The 14,280-nt window shown below is 39.5% G+C and carries 13 protein-coding genes; 9 read left to right on the forward strand and 4 right to left on the reverse strand.

From position 1 onward, the window contains the following. Position 1: 1 nt before the first annotated feature. A complete protein-coding gene (locus tag ESB04_RS04745) occupies positions 2 to 1,039 on the forward strand; it encodes a sensor histidine kinase (RefSeq protein ID WP_129026576.1) in 1,038 nt (345 codons plus the stop codon). Positions 1,040 to 1,068: 29 nt separating this feature from the next. Beyond that, positions 1,069 to 1,812, forward strand: a complete 744-nt coding sequence (locus ESB04_RS04750; RefSeq protein ID WP_129026577.1) for a LytR/AlgR family response regulator transcription factor — start codon at positions 1,069 to 1,071, stop codon at positions 1,810 to 1,812. Here ESB04_RS04750 and ESB04_RS04755 read toward each other — a convergent pair. Continuing rightward, positions 1,809 to 2,912, reverse strand: coding sequence for an AI-2E family transporter (locus ESB04_RS04755; protein ID WP_129026578.1), 1,104 nt, complete (start codon positions 2,910 to 2,912; stop codon positions 1,809 to 1,811). The genes ESB04_RS04750 and ESB04_RS04755 overlap by 4 nt on opposite strands. Positions 2,913 to 3,019: 107 nt before the next feature. On the opposite strand from ESB04_RS04755, the gene ESB04_RS04760 reads away from it, so the two are divergent. Genes ESB04_RS04760 through ESB04_RS04770 form a run of 3 tightly spaced genes read left to right on the forward strand, consistent with a single transcriptional unit; the run spans position 3,020 to position 6,332 of the window. Further along, positions 3,020 to 3,718, forward strand: a complete 699-nt coding sequence (locus tag ESB04_RS04760; RefSeq protein ID WP_129026579.1) for a response regulator — start codon at positions 3,020 to 3,022, stop codon at positions 3,716 to 3,718. A gap of 42 nt (positions 3,719 to 3,760) precedes the next feature. Continuing rightward, complete coding sequence (locus ESB04_RS04765) at positions 3,761 to 5,266, forward strand: glycoside hydrolase family 10 protein (protein ID WP_129026580.1); 1,506 nt, start codon at positions 3,761 to 3,763, stop codon at positions 5,264 to 5,266. A gap of 10 nt (positions 5,267 to 5,276) precedes the next feature. Next, positions 5,277 to 6,332 (forward strand): ferredoxin--NADP reductase, encoded by a 1,056-nt coding sequence (locus ESB04_RS04770; RefSeq protein ID WP_129026581.1) that lies wholly within the window; start codon positions 5,277 to 5,279, stop codon positions 6,330 to 6,332. 86 nt (positions 6,333 to 6,418) lie between these two features. Here the strand turns inward: ESB04_RS04770 and ESB04_RS04775 are convergent, their stop codons facing one another. Next, positions 6,419 to 7,234: an aldo/keto reductase gene (locus ESB04_RS04775; RefSeq protein ID WP_129026582.1), complete on the reverse strand. Its 816-nt coding sequence runs from the start codon at positions 7,232 to 7,234 to the stop codon at positions 6,419 to 6,421. Positions 7,235 to 7,386: 152 nt separating this feature from the next. On the opposite strand from ESB04_RS04775, the gene ESB04_RS04780 reads away from it, so the two are divergent. Further along, positions 7,387 to 9,114 (forward strand): M3 family oligoendopeptidase, encoded by a 1,728-nt coding sequence (locus ESB04_RS04780; protein WP_129026583.1) that lies wholly within the window; start codon positions 7,387 to 7,389, stop codon positions 9,112 to 9,114. 73 nt (positions 9,115 to 9,187) lie between these two features. Then, positions 9,188 to 9,430: a hypothetical protein gene (locus ESB04_RS04785; RefSeq protein WP_129026584.1), complete on the forward strand. Its 243-nt coding sequence runs from the start codon at positions 9,188 to 9,190 to the stop codon at positions 9,428 to 9,430. Positions 9,431 to 9,484: 54 nt separating this feature from the next. Here the strand turns inward: ESB04_RS04785 and ESB04_RS04790 are convergent, their stop codons facing one another. Continuing rightward, the gene (locus tag ESB04_RS04790; protein ID WP_129026585.1) at positions 9,485 to 9,934 is read right to left on the reverse strand and encodes a hypothetical protein; all 450 of its coding nucleotides are present in this window, start codon (positions 9,932 to 9,934) and stop codon (positions 9,485 to 9,487) included. Next, complete coding sequence (locus ESB04_RS04795) at positions 9,934 to 11,913, reverse strand: protein-disulfide reductase DsbD family protein (protein ID WP_205749470.1); 1,980 nt, start codon at positions 11,911 to 11,913, stop codon at positions 9,934 to 9,936. Before ESB04_RS04795 ends, ESB04_RS04790 begins: the two co-directional genes overlap by 1 nt. Positions 11,914 to 12,111: 198 nt before the next feature. Here ESB04_RS04795 and ESB04_RS04800 point away from each other — a divergent pair, with 198 nt between their 5' ends. Continuing rightward, entirely contained in the window at positions 12,112 to 13,404 is a 1,293-nt protein-coding gene (locus tag ESB04_RS04800) for a serine hydroxymethyltransferase (RefSeq protein WP_129026587.1), read from the forward strand. A 9-nt stretch (positions 13,405 to 13,413) separates the two neighbouring features. Then, a complete protein-coding gene (gene tatC, locus ESB04_RS04805; RefSeq protein WP_129026588.1) occupies positions 13,414 to 14,280 on the forward strand; it encodes a twin-arginine translocase subunit TatC in 867 nt (288 codons plus the stop codon).

Below are 14,280 nucleotides of genomic sequence, written 5' to 3' on the forward strand. Positions count from 1 at the left end.
AATGAGAAGACAAAAGCTTTATTGGGTATTACAATTTACAGGCTGGTTTGCCTGGACGCTCAATGAGGCACTGTTGTACACGATGCAATACGGCTGGCGCTGGGCATGGCTTTATGCTTTTGTTGGCAATATTTCCTTAGCCATATTTCTGACCCATCAGTATAAACTGATTACTCAAAAACATCAATGGCAAAATTTCCCCCTCTTTAAATTATTGAGAAGGAATGTATTTGCACTATTGGTTATGTCGATGGTTTTGTTGGGTTTCAATTTACCACTAGACTTTGCGCTGCTCCAAGAGAATTATGAGGTGAAGTTAAACTCCTTCATCATCTTGCAGTATTTATTCAATTTCATGAAGCCACTAGCTATCTGGCAATTGATTTATTTCTTTTTCCAGTATTCGCAGAAAAAACTGGAAATAGAAAGACAAAACGACCAGCTAGAACGAACCATTCAGGAAACGGAGGGAAAGGTCTTAAGAGCTCAAATGAATCCGCATTTTGTATTTAATGCCCTCAATAGCATCCGAGCATTAATCACAGAAGACCCCAATAAAGCGAAAAAAGGCATCAATCAGTTGTCGAAACTATTGCGTAGTTCTTTACTTACCGAAAGAAAAAAGACTATTCCTTTAGCTGAAGAAATCGAAACCATCATCGACTACCTTTCCTTGGAAAAAATACGTTATGAAGATCGCTTATTTTGGGAAGTTAATATTGAAAAAGAACACTTGAAAGCCGAGGTGCCACCCATGATATTACAGACTTTGGTAGAAAATGCCATCAAACATGGGATTTCACATTCGGTGAAAGGTGGAACCATTTTAATTCAGGCACAAAAGGAAGGGAATTATTTACACGCCCAAGTGATCAATCCAGGTAGCATTAAGACGAAGGAGAGTGAAACAGGGGTAGGAATGAAAAATTCTATTGCTCGTTTGAAAATATTATTTGGAGAGACCGCTCAACTAAGGCTAAAGCCTTTCGACAAAAATCAAGTGATTGCCGAATTAATTATACCTTATCTTGTGCCTTAAATCCTGTGTATTTATAAAATTGCCCTACTATGAATGCTATTATAATTGATGATGAACGTTTAGCCAGAAATGAACTAAAAAGACTTTTAGAGAACTTTCCTCACATTCAAGTGGTGGGAGAAGCTTCCAATACCGATGAGGCAGGAGCGCTCATTGAAGAATTACATCCCGATGTAATTTTCCTCGATATTCAAATGCCTGGCAAAACTGGTTTTGAATGGTTAGAAGAATGGGATGGCTATTTACCAGAAGTAATTTTCACCACAGCATTTGATGAGTACGCCTTAAAGGCTTTTGAAGTAAGTGCGTTGGATTATGTCTTGAAGCCCATCGAACTTTCTCGCTTGAGTGAAAGTATTCAAAAACTGGAGAAGCATTTAGCGAATAAAACCAAAGTTAATCCAAACCAAAATACGGTAGCACCTCTACATTATTTGACTGCGCAAGATCAAATTTTCGTCAAGGATGGTGAGAAATGCTGGTTTGTTAGACTAGATAAAGTACGTCTATGCGAGTCGATGGGAAATTACGTACGCTTATTTTTTGATGATCAAAAACCATTGGTTTTAAAATCACTGAATGCTTTGGAAGACCGACTAGACCCTAAGGTATTTTTTAGAGCCAACAGAAAACACATCATCAACCTTAATTTTATCGAGAAAATTGAGCCTTGGTTTTCTGGAGGTCTGCAAGTAACACTACAAGGAAAAGGTGAGAAAATAGAAATCTCTAGAAGACAGTCGATTCGATTCAAAGAATTGCTATCCCTCTAGGTCTCCTCATTTTCATCAGGTTCCATTTTTTCCAACTTAACCTCTTTCTTTTTCCTAGAAGGTGCTTCACCCAGCACATAACCATAAGCCTGTAGAGATGGCACATAGTCAAAGATCACTTTGACTATGGCTGTCAGAGGTAATGCCAATATCAATCCAGGAATTCCCCAAATCATTTCCCCCAACAATAAAGCCAACATGGCAACCATGGGATTAATACTTACCTTGGAGCCTATCACCAGAGGGGTAATTAAATTGGCCTCAATAAACTGAACTGAAGCTACCCATGCAATGACTGCAAAGGCATGGGAAGGACTGAGTACAATCAAACTTAAAATAACTGGGCCACTCGCCCCCATCCAAATTCCTATATAAGGAATTAACAACAATAGACCTGTCAAAATGCCAAAGAAAAAAGGATAATCCACTCCAATCCACCAAAAACCAATGGTATTTAACATGGATACAATTAACATTACAACCATCAATCCTACCAAATAACCCTGTACCACCTGACCGGTCTTCCTCATGATAACCTTCAATACATGTGACTCCGTATTAGGAAATACCATTTCCAGAAACTGAGCAAAGAAACTACGGTAGTACAAAAAGAAAAATACAAAAATGGGAATCAGAATGATGGTCGTAATGGAATGTATAATTGTTCCAAAAGTTGTACTCAGAATAGTACCAGAATTCTTCAATAAATTGATTGTTTGATTGGAAATTTCAAGCATTTGTTTCTTTCGCGAAATGTTCAGATTACGAGACAAGAAACTTTGCAAACTGGAAATATACGATTCCGCTTTTTTAATAAATATGGGCCAATCAGAAGCAAATTCCACCATCTGAACAGTCAAAATAGCTAAAATGCCAGAGATGACCGCCACAGTCAAAATGAGGCAAATGGCAATAGATAAAGATCGAGGAAATCCTTTTTTTTCTAACCATGAAGCCAAAGGATGCAGAAGCAAGGCCAAGACCAAAGCAGCGGCTAGAAGGATTAATAAGTCTTGCAGCAGGTACAGGCCCAAAACCAATAAAGTAATGGAAATTAGGGCAGCAGCTAAACGAATGATATAAGAAGATTCTTTCGGCATAAACCAAAGCTAATGATTAAATTTAGTCGAAAAAAATTAATAATTTGGTAACATAGCCCTCTCTATCTTTGCACCAAGTTTAAAAAACACTTCCTTATTTTCATCTTATGAGCCAGGCAGCCGCCCATTCAACAAAGATCCTTTTGGTAGATGATGATCCTGATATTTTAGAATTACTAGAATATAATTTGGCAAAGGAAGGTTTCACTTTGGCCAAAGCCATGGACGGCAAAGAAGCTATTTCATTAGCTCAAACGTTTAATCCCCAATTGGTCATTTTGGATGTGATGATGCCTGCCATGGACGGCATTGAAACCGCCCGAAGGATGAAATCCATGCCAGAATTGAAAGATGTACTCATTTTATTTTTGACGGCCAGAGGAGAAGAATATACAGAAGTAGCAGCATTTGATGCAGGAGCTCATGACTACATCATCAAGCCCATAAAACCAAGAGCCTTGGTGAGCCGAATCAAAGCCATGCTCAAGCGAGAAATAGTGGAAGACCTACAAGACCTCATTGAAATTGGAGGCCTGGTCATTAATCGAACAAAGTATGCGGCTACTTTTGAAGGCAAAGCCTTGGTCTTGCCAAAAAAAGAATTTGAACTACTTACATTTTTAGCTCGTAATCCCAATAAAGTATTTAACCGAGATGAATTATTGGAAAAAGTTTGGGGCTCAGATGTCTATGTGGTAGAAAGAACCATCGACGTACATATTCGTAAGCTAAGAGAGAAAATCCCTGAATACTATATCAAAACTTTGAAAGGGGTTGGCTATTTATTTTCTATCGAAAAGAACTAAGCTCATCACATTTCCATCATTTATAGGTAAATTGCGCCTTCAATGAAGGGGTCCTATTTAATTGTAGCATTATTTTTCTTGATTCATTCCTTGGCGGCTCAAAGTCCCAAGCGAGAGCTCCGTGGAGTTTGGGTGGCTACCGTGCAAAATATTGATTGGCCCTCAGCTAGAAATTATAATAGTATCAAACAAAGGGAAGAATTCATCGACTTAGTGGAATCCCATCATCAAACAGGCATGAACGCTATTTTTGTGCAGGTTCGTTGTGCCGCTGATGCCCTTTATGCCAAAAGTACCGAGCCTTGGTCGGCTTATTTATCTGGATTACAAGGCCAAGCTCCCAGTCCATATTATGATCCTCTGGAGTTTATGATTGAACAAAGTCATGAACGGGGGATGGAATTTCATGCATGGCTTAACTTGAACCGAGCTACCATGTCCTCCAAATCCATCCTGAGTTCTGATCACCTAGCCCGAAAACATCCAGAATGGCTTTTCTCTTACAATGGCCAATTAATCCTAAACTTTGGCATTCCTCAAGTACGTCATTACATTACGGAACTGGTTAGAAATTTGGTGAAAAATTACGATATCGATGGTATCCATTTTGACGATTATTTCTACCCTTACCCCATCAAAGGAGCCCAAATTGCCGACGAAAAAACCTATCAGCTGTATAAACTTCCTGATGAAAGCAAAGCAGATTGGAGAAGAAGAAATATCAATATGCTCATCAAAGAAATTGCTGAAACGGTAAAATCTACCAAGCCAAAAGTCAAATTCGGAATAAGCCCATTTGGCATATGGAGACATCAGAGCATCGACCAAAAAGATGGTTCCCCCACCCGAGCAGGCTTACAATCATATGATGATTTATTTGCCGATACCGAATTATGGATTAGAAAAGGTTGGGTAGATTATTTGGCGCCTCAATTGTACTGGGGAACGACCCACCGAGTGGCGCCTTACCAAGCATTGGCAACCTGGTGGAATGATCATAGCTTTGAAAGACCTATTTATATAGGTCATGCTGCTTATCACCTTAGTGATACTTGGGCAAACGAAGAGTTAGCGAAACAATTACGTATTTCCAGAAGTTTAGATAAAGTCAAGGGAGCTATTTATTTTAGTTCCAAACAAGTTAGCCAAAACGTAAAAGCTTGGAAAGATAGTTTAAGCACTAAACACTTTAAACATATTGCCTTGATTCCGCCCATGCTTTGGTTAGACAGCATCGCTCCAACGGCCCCCCATCAGGTAAATTTATCCAAACAAAAAGACCGTTGGGTATTACGATGGAGAGAAGGCGAAGCTAGCTTAGACAATGACCCACCGGCTTATTACCTTGTTTATCGTATTCAAAAAAATGAGATAGAACCTTTAGATAAAGCAGAAAATATTATTTATAAAGGTTCAGATAAACAATTAATTATTGATAACCAGTGGATCAAAACGGGTACAGGTTTTGTTGTAACAGCTGTGGACCGTTTACATAATGAATCTATTCCAGGGACCATCCAATGGATAGTGCCCAACCAAGTAGAATAATGAACTGAATATGAAATTCTTACATTTAACTGTCAAAGAAATCACCGAAGAGACAAATGATACCAAAACCATTCATTTTTGGCATCCGATTCATGATTCCTTGCACTATCATTCGGGACAGTTTCTGACCGTCATACCTGAAATCAATGGGACTAAAGTGAGAAGAAGTTATTCTTTGTCATCTTCGCCCAAAATAGACCATTCTCCTGCTATTACGGTGAAGCGTATCCCTGGTGGTTTGGTTTCCAACTTTTTATGTGATCAAATCAAGGTAGGAGACAGCCTGGAAGTCATTGAACCCATGGGCAATTTTTACATTGAACCTGATGCCAATGCTGCTAAAAACTATGTTTTCATGGGCGCTGGATCGGGCATCACCCCATTGCTTTCTATGATTAAAACCGTTCTTAAATCAGAGCCTAAATCGCATGTTTATTTGATTTACGGTTCACGATATGAAAGTCAAATTATATTCAAGTCAGCTCTAAATCAATTAGAGCAAACTTACGGCAATCGACTAAAAGTTCTACATATTATCAGTCGGCCAGAGGCTAACTGGCCTGGATTAAAAGGTCGGATCAATAAAGCTTCTACCGTGTATTATTTGAAGCAGGAATTTGGAATAGATATTGCCTCTGCCCATTATTATTTATGCGGGCCAGTAGGCATGATGGACGAAATTCAGGAAGCATTAGGCATGTTTGACGTTCCTAGTCAGAAAATTCACCGAGAGTTATTTCACAGTAATTCCAGTGTTGAAGAGGACAGTAATGATGATGACGGAAGCTTAAAAGAACAGGAAGTACACATTATTTATGAGGGCAAAGAGCACAAAATAAGCGTCAAGCCCCATGAAACAATTTTAGAGGCTGCTCTATCCGCCGATATCGACATGCCTTATTCTTGTCAAGCGGGTATGTGCACCGCCTGTATGGGCCTTTGCAAAAGTGGAAAAGTAATGATGGATGAGGAAGATGGCCTAACGGACAACGAAATCAAAAAAGGGTATGTACTTACCTGCGTGGCCCACCCACTTTCAAGCGGTGTCGTGATTGATTTAGATTAGTAAATCAGTTTCTTGATTCAATAAAAAATTCGATTTTTCGTTAACCTTGACAGCGTTTCCAACGCTGTCAAGGTTTAGAATTTCCACTAAAAATCTCTCGGATCCCAAGCCACACGAGTATTGTCATACATACTGGCCATTCGCTCCATATCCTCCTCCGAAATACTAAAATCAAATACATCCATATTTTCCTGAATCCTTGCTCGATTGACCGACTTAGGAATGGTGACAGCCCCTAATTCAATGTTCCAGCGAACCAATAACTGAAAGGTACTTTTGCCGTAATGATTGGCAATCTCGTTTAACACAGGATCATCTTTTTTCCAGCCTCGAACCAGTGGAGCATAACCTTCTACTTGTATCGTATTAGCCTTGTTAAAGGCCAATTCCTCAGGCATATAACAGAATGGACTTAGTTCAAATTGATTGACAGCTGGGCAAACATTCGCCTTAACAAACAATTCCTCTAGATGCTTTTGGTAATAATTGGACACACCAATGGATCGACAAAGTTTTTGTTCGTAAAGTGTTTCCATCGCCTTCCACGTTTCTTTTCTCTGACCATCCTTCGGCCAATGTATCAAATACAGGTCAAGGTATTCCAAACCTAAGTCCTTCAAGGTCTTATCAAATGCCTTCAAAGTACTATCATAACCCATGTCATCCATCCAAACCTTACTCGTCACAAACAGCTCCTTTCTGGACAAGCCCGATTCCTTGATAGCTTCGCCCACTTGTATTTCATTGGCATAAATGGCTGCCGAATCAATCAGGCGAATTCCCAAATCCAAGGCATCTAATACGGATTGCTTAATCTCATCTTGTTGTTTGGGGGCGTATAAACCCAATCCTAGCTGGGGCATAGAAATGCCATTGTTTAAAGTAATAGATGGAATATGCATGATTCTTGGATTATTATTTTGCGGGACAAATCTAAAAAAATCAAGAGAATTTTCATCCTAATTGTATCACCTCCTTAAGCCAGTATCAACAAAGCTATTTTTCCACTAAAAAAGACAAATACCTTCCGTATTTTTGTAAAAAAATTATTCGCATGAGTAGAACGATACGTGTAACTGCACCTAAAAGAAATTTACTTCCTTCTGATTTTGAATTAAGTACCTGGGAAAGTATTCTGCCCTATTTTGAACAATTAAGCGCTGTAAAAATTGAAAGCCTAAAGGACTTGGAACAATTCTGCTTGAACCGTTCAGAATTAGAAAGCTATTTATCAGAGAATTTTGCCTGGAGATACATTAAGATGTCATGTGACAATCAGAATGAGTCCTTGCAGAAAAGTTACCAACAATTTGTGAATGATATCATGCCTCATGCATCCATTTATGAGGATGCTTGGAATAAAAAAGTGGTGGAATCAGGCTTTACTGAACAATTACCGGCACATGGTTATGGCATCATGCTTCGAGGCATGAAGAAAGCCATCGAGGTATTTAGAGAAGAAAATATTCCCATTTACACGGAACTTTCTAATCTTTCTACGGAATATGGCGCCTTGACTGGAGGATTGATGGTAGAAATAGATGGACAAGAAAAAACACTCCAACAGGCCAATGCGTATTTAGAATCTACGGACCGACAAAAACGACAGGAGGTATATTTACAAATAGCCAATAAGCGATTGAGCATAAAAAATGATTTGAATGAGCTTTTCAATAAATTGATTGAGCGAAGACATCAGGTGGCTCTCAATGCCGGATTTCAAAATTTTAGAGATTATTCTTTCGCCAGCATGGGTCGCTTTGATTATTCCCCGGCCGACTGCTTTGAATTTCATGAAGCTGTGGCACAAACGGTGGTTCCGATGATCAACCAACAAGCTGCTAAAAGAAAAGAAGTTTTGAAATTGGATGCGCTTAAACCATGGGATAAAGCGGTAGATCCTTGGGGCAGAAAACCACTCGTGCCTTTTAAAACAGCAGATGAATTACTTCAAAAAACCATTCAGGTTTTTGATGAACTTGATCCATTCTTAGGTAATTGCTTAAAAGAAATGGTAAAATTGAACCGTTTCGATTTAGACTCTAGAAAGGGCAAAAATCCAGGCGGGTATAATTATCCTTTGGAGGAGAGCGGTTTTCCATTCATTTTTATGAATGCGGCAGGACAAGTAAGAGACATGGTAACTTTATTACACGAAGGTGGCCATGCGGTACACTCTATCGTGACCAAAGATTTAGCGTTGAATTCCTTTAGAAATGTTCCTTCGGAGGTAGCTGAATTAGCTTCCATGAGTATGGAATTGTTGACAATCGATCATTGGGATATATATTTTACTAATCCTGAGGAAGCCAAAAGGGCTAAAATAAAACACTTAGAAGACATACTAGAAACCTTGCCTTGGGTGGCTACCATCGACGCCTTCCAGCATTGGATTTACGAAAACCCAAGCCATTCACAGGCTCAACGTGATGCCGCTTGGTTAGAAATCAGTGGGAAGTTCTCAGACAGCATGACCGATTGGTCTGATTTATCTGAGATCAAAACCAATATTTGGCAGAAGCAATTGCACCTATTTGAAGTGCCATTCTATTACATTGAATATGCTATCGCCCAATTAGGAGCTTTAGCTGTTTGGAGAAACTATTGCCAAAATCCTAAACAAGCATTGGAACAATACTTACAAGCCTTGGAATTGGGATATACAGAGCCCATGAAAACTATTTATGCTACTGCTGGAATAGAATTTAGCTTTAGCAAAGATTACATAGCTGAATTAATGAGCTTTTTAGCTGAAAAAATCAAAAATTTAGAAGAAAGCTAAGCTGCAGATTTAAAGAAATTTTTTTTGTACCAATTTTGGACTTATTTTTGCATCGAATTTTTCACACAACCATATGAAATTAAAAAGTTTATTACCTGCCCTTCTTGTTGTTGCTTTAGCCAGCTCTTGCGATTATCAAAAAAACAATCGAATCAAACAAAAAGATGTTCGTCAAGGTGATACATACGTGTATGGGGTTCATCCGGATAGTGCTGCTGCTCAAACTAAGCAAACCTACACGGCTAAGCCAGAGTTGGAAGTAAAAGCAAACGAGTTGCGTGCAAAATTATTTAACTCAAAAAATGTAAGCGAATAGTCGATCTAGCAAAAGATTATATCATATCGAAAAGCCTTCCTATCGGAGGGCTTTTTATTTTTCCATGAAATAGTCCCGAATAAAATCCAATTGATAAATCAGGGCTGTATAAATGGTAGCCCACAAGAATGCCGAAATGGCCATAAAGAACAAGATTCTTGTTAAAGGCACCTTAAAAGAAAGCGCTAAAAGGCTTCCTCCGATGGGTGTTAAAAACAAGGGTGTACAGGCTGCAATACCTTTGATGCCAAATTGCGTCCAAATTTTGACTGCTAATCGAGCGCGTTTACTAAAAACCAAAGGTTTTTGATTGCGAAGTTTGGCAATATATTTAACCAACCACTGGCCTAGGCTAACCATAAAGCTAACCGTGAGCATCATCCCTAACCAAGTAAAAAAAATAGTTTCAATCCAGGTTAAGCCCAAGCTAAATCCTGTAATTGGACCAGCAATGAACTTGATGGCCGTAGCCAGCATAACAGCTGTATAAGAAGACCAATCCATTATTTATTCAATTTATACTGACGAACTCCCTGATCTAAAAAGTCTACAAAATGATCTACATTCGCATCAAAGGCCACCGGCTTCACCATTGGAGCACCTTCCTTTCGTGGATCTAGCAATACATAATGAGGCTGGGCATTCGAGTTGAAACGAGTGATTTGAAAATCTAGATTTTGATCCCCCAAGGTTTTCTTTTCTTGACCATCCACAGTAGAAACATACCATTGATCTTTTGGTAATTCTGTCTTATCATCACAGTAAAGTGCCACAATCACATACTCCTCTTGTAGGCGCTTAAGCACCTTCGGATCTGACCACACATATTCCTCCATCTTGCGACAATTTACACACCCATGCCCTGTAAAATCAATAAACAGAGGCTTACCCACTTGATTGGCATAGGCCTTTGCCTCTTGGTAATCAAAGAAGCCCGTTAATCCCAAGGGTAACTTTAAGAAATCTGCATATTTGACATTGCCTGTGGAACCAGGTTTGATGCTCACCTCTCCAGAATTTCCCTTAAAATCTTGGGTGCTCAATGGGGGCAACCATCCCGACAATCCCTTCAACGGAGCACCAAACATGCCTGGAACAAGGTAAACAACAAAGGCTAAAACAGCTGTTGCGACCAAAGTTCTTGGAATGGATAATTTACCAGATGGTCCATCATGCGGCAATGAAATCTTACCAAAAAGATAAAGAGTTAAGGCACTGAAAATAGCTATCCAAATAGCTAAGAATATTTCACGATCCAACAGATGCCAGTGATAAACCTGATCTGCCACACTTAAAAACTTGAAAGCCAAGGCAATCTCCAAAAAGCCTAATACCACCTTCACCTCGTTCATCCAATTGCCAGATTTAGGCAATTTTTGCATAAAGCCAGGAAAGACTGCAAATAAAGTAAAGGGGATGGCAAAGGCCAGAGAGAAACCCAGCATGCCGACAATCGGTTTCACAAAAGCCCCTTGAGAAGCGGCAATCAAAATACTACCTGCCAGTGGCCCGGTACACGAAAAAGATACCAATACCAAGGTAAAGGCCATAAAAAATACCCCTATGATGCCGCCTTTATCCGATTTAGCATCAACAGAATTGACCATACCGGAAGGTAAGACAATTTCAAAGGCTCCTAAAAAAGATATTCCGAAAAAGATGAATATGATAAAAAACAGCAAATTAGGTATCCAGTGGGTACTCAAGAAATTGGCGAAACTTGCCCCGGCAAAAAAGGCTAAAATGGTACCAAAAAACACATAGATCAATACGATGAAGGAGCCGTAGAGAAAAGCTAAGCCCTTACCTCCTTTTTGTTTGGTAAAAAAGCTAACCGTCATAGGAATCAAAGGATATACACAAGGAGTTAACAAGGCCAAAAGACCCGCACCCATTGCAATCCAAAAAAATTGCCACAAAGATTCCTGAGGAGCAGCCTGCTCTGCTTCAGTAGCACTACTTACTGATTCAGGGATTTTTTTTTTTGCTTCGTCTGATGGTAGATCCGAAGCGGCATTGGCACTAGCAATGACGAATGGGCCTTTAATGGGAACACATAAACCGCTTTCATTAGAACATGCCTGCGAATCATAATTCCCTTCAATCTTCCAATTCTCTGAGTTAATCTTGATTTTCTGTCTGAACTCCCCCTGACCCGTGAAATAGGTATAGGTACCATTCCAAATCTCTTTATCGAATTTTGAATGAGGGTTAATGGCCTTTAATCCACCTACCAACTCAAATCCAATGGGATTTTTGATGTTTACAGTGGTAACCACTGGACCTAAATCTTTATCAAAATCGGAAGAATATAAATACCAACCTTTGTCAATTTTTACTTGGAAAACAATTTCTGCTTCCTGCCCTACACTCGGTTTAGCTGGCTCCAAAGTCCATGACCACTTAGCTGGCACTATTTTTTGTGCCAAAAGAGGACTTGCCAAAAGGCATAAGAAGCTAAGTAGAACTAATTTGTACTTCATAAGGTTCATATTTTTCATACCTAACGTCATTAGGCATCTTTGTAGTTCGTGTGACCGAAATAATTTGATAAAATTAAACAATTTAGCGGATATCTAGGTCAAATCTTTAGAACTGAAAAGCCCAAAAATGGTTTTTCTATTCAGATAAAAAAACGTAATTTTGTGCCCATTCTCACGTAATTACGATTAATATAATCCATGGCTGCAAGCACATTTCCACAACAGCGCGACAACGAAATTTTTTCTTTGATAAATCAAGAAGCTCACCGACAAGAATTCGGCATTGAGTTAATCGCATCAGAAAACTTCACTTCTCCACAAGTAATGGAGGCGCAAGGAAGTGTTTTGACTAATAAATATGCAGAAGGACTTCCTGGTAAACGTTATTATGGTGGCTGTGAAGTAGTGGACGAAGTGGAAACGATAGCCATTGAGCGTGCCAAGAAATTATTTGGAGCAAGCTGGGCAAACGTACAACCACACTCTGGCGCACAAGCCAACGCTGCCGTATTTTTATCCTTTTTAAATCCAGGAGATAAAATTCTAGGATTTGATCTTTCTCATGGTGGACACTTATCTCATGGTTCACCTGTAAACTTTTCTGGAAAATACTTTCAAGCATTTTTTTACGGAGTAGAGAAGGAAACAGGTTTAATTGACTGGGACAAAGTAGAAGCTACGGCTGCCAAAGAAAAACCAAGATTAATCATCTGCGGAGCTTCGGCTTATTCGCGTGATTGGGATTATGCCCGCTTACGTGCCATAGCTGACCAAGTAGGAGCTATCCTTTTAGCCGATATTTCACATCCATCAGCTTTGATTGCGAAAGGTTTATTGAATAACCCGATGCAACATTGCCATATAGTTAGCACCACTACCCACAAAACCTTGCGTGGGCCACGTGGAGGTTTGATCATGATGGGAAATGATTTTGAAAATCCATTTGGCTTCAAAACCCTTAAAGGAGATTTAAAAACCATGTCGGCATGTCTTGATGGTGCTGTCTTCCCAGGAACACAGGGTGGACCATTGGAGCACGTCATTGCAGCGAAGGCCATTGCCTTTGGAGAAGCCCTAACACCGACATTCGAGGCTTATGCTAAGCAAGTACAAAGCAATGCTCAAGCCATGGCGAAAGCATTTTTAGCTAAAGGCTATGATATCATTTCAGGAGGAACAGATAATCACTTGATGTTAATCGACTTACGTCCAAAAGGATTAACCGGAAAATTAGCGGAAAATACCTTGATCAAATCGGATATCACCATCAACAAAAACATGGTGCCATTTGACGATAAATCCCCATTTGTGACTTCAGGTATGCGCGTTGGTACGGCAGCGATGACCACTCGTGGTTTAAAAGAAGCCGAAATGGAGCAAATCGTGGATTTAGTAGACCGCGCCTTGATGAATCATGAAAATGAATCTGTATTAGCTCAAATCAAAACAGAAGTAAATCAGTGGATGAAGCAATTCCCACTTTATTCATAAAAAATACACATGGCTTTAGATCAGGACTGGGACGACGAAGAACAAGATGAGGAGAAAGACGGCACGGAAATGTCGTTTATGGATCATTTAGAAGAATTAAGGTGGCACATTATCCGCTCCTTAGCTTCTATTGTAATTTTCACGATTCTTGCATGGATTTTTAGAAATGAAATCTTTGGGATCATCATCATGGGACCTACCAAAGTAGATTTTTATACCAATCAGGTATTATGTCGTTTGGCAGAACTCACGGGTATGACGAGCTTGTGTATGCAAGCTGCCGACTTCATTCTTCAAAGTAGAGAGGTTTCTGGTCAGTTCATGATGGCATTAACTCAATCCATCATTGTTGGTCTATTATTCGCGTTCCCTTATGCCTTTTATGAAATCTGGCGATTTATCCGTCCGGGTTTAAAAGAAAAAGAACAAAAAGCCGCTCGTGGAGCTGTGTTTTGGGTATCCTTGCTATTTTTTATTGGAGTGTCCTTCGGTTATTTCGTGGTAGCTCCTATGGCGATCAACTTTTTGGCCAATTTCAAATTAGATCCAAGTATCCAAAATCAATTTGATATTAACGATTACATTTCGTTATTATCCATGTTAACTCTGGCTTGCGGTTTAACTTTCCAATTACCGATGATTGCCTTTGTACTTTCTCAAGTAGGTATTTTAACGCCTTCCTTTATGAGAGAGTATAGAAAACATGCACTCATCGTGATTTTATTAGTAGCTGCCATCATTACACCTTCTCCCGATGTGATTTCTCAATTATTGGTGGCCTTCCCACTTTTTGGTCTGTATGAAATCAGTATCCTCGTGTCGGGAAGAGTATTGCGCAGAAAAATGAGAGAAGAAGCGCTCGAATCGAATTCCTAA

Origin of the sequence: Aquirufa rosea, assembly GCF_004118285.1 — a bacterium.
GTDB lineage: Bacteria > Bacteroidota > Bacteroidia > Cytophagales > Spirosomataceae > Aquirufa > Aquirufa rosea.

Excerpts from the sequence above, each read along its gene's own strand:
- ESB04_RS04745 (WP_129026576.1), top strand. The coding sequence starts at position 2 with ATGAGAAGACAAAAGCTTTATTGGGTATTACAATTTACAGGCTGGTTT.
- ESB04_RS04750 (WP_129026577.1), top strand. The coding sequence starts at position 1,069 with ATGAATGCTATTATAATTGATGATGAACGTTTAGCCAGAAATGAACTA.
- ESB04_RS04755 (WP_129026578.1), bottom strand. The coding sequence starts at position 2,912 with ATGCCGAAAGAATCTTCTTATATCATTCGTTTAGCTGCTGCCCTAATT.
- ESB04_RS04800 (WP_129026587.1), top strand. The coding sequence starts at position 12,112 with ATGGCTGCAAGCACATTTCCACAACAGCGCGACAACGAAATTTTTTCT.
- ESB04_RS04785 (WP_129026584.1), top strand. The coding sequence starts at position 9,188 with ATGAAATTAAAAAGTTTATTACCTGCCCTTCTTGTTGTTGCTTTAGCC.
- ESB04_RS04780 (WP_129026583.1), top strand. The coding sequence starts at position 7,387 with ATGAGTAGAACGATACGTGTAACTGCACCTAAAAGAAATTTACTTCCT.
- ESB04_RS04795 (WP_205749470.1), bottom strand. The coding sequence starts at position 11,913 with ATGAAGTACAAATTAGTTCTACTTAGCTTCTTATGCCTTTTGGCAAGT.
- ESB04_RS04790 (WP_129026585.1), bottom strand. The coding sequence starts at position 9,934 with ATGGATTGGTCTTCTTATACAGCTGTTATGCTGGCTACGGCCATCAAG.
- ESB04_RS04775 (WP_129026582.1), bottom strand. The coding sequence starts at position 7,234 with ATGCATATTCCATCTATTACTTTAAACAATGGCATTTCTATGCCCCAG.
- ESB04_RS04770 (WP_129026581.1), top strand. The coding sequence starts at position 5,277 with ATGAAATTCTTACATTTAACTGTCAAAGAAATCACCGAAGAGACAAAT.
- ESB04_RS04760 (WP_129026579.1), top strand. The coding sequence starts at position 3,020 with ATGAGCCAGGCAGCCGCCCATTCAACAAAGATCCTTTTGGTAGATGAT.
- tatC (WP_129026588.1), top strand. The coding sequence starts at position 13,414 with ATGGCTTTAGATCAGGACTGGGACGACGAAGAACAAGATGAGGAGAAA.
- ESB04_RS04765 (WP_129026580.1), top strand. The coding sequence starts at position 3,761 with ATGAAGGGGTCCTATTTAATTGTAGCATTATTTTTCTTGATTCATTCC.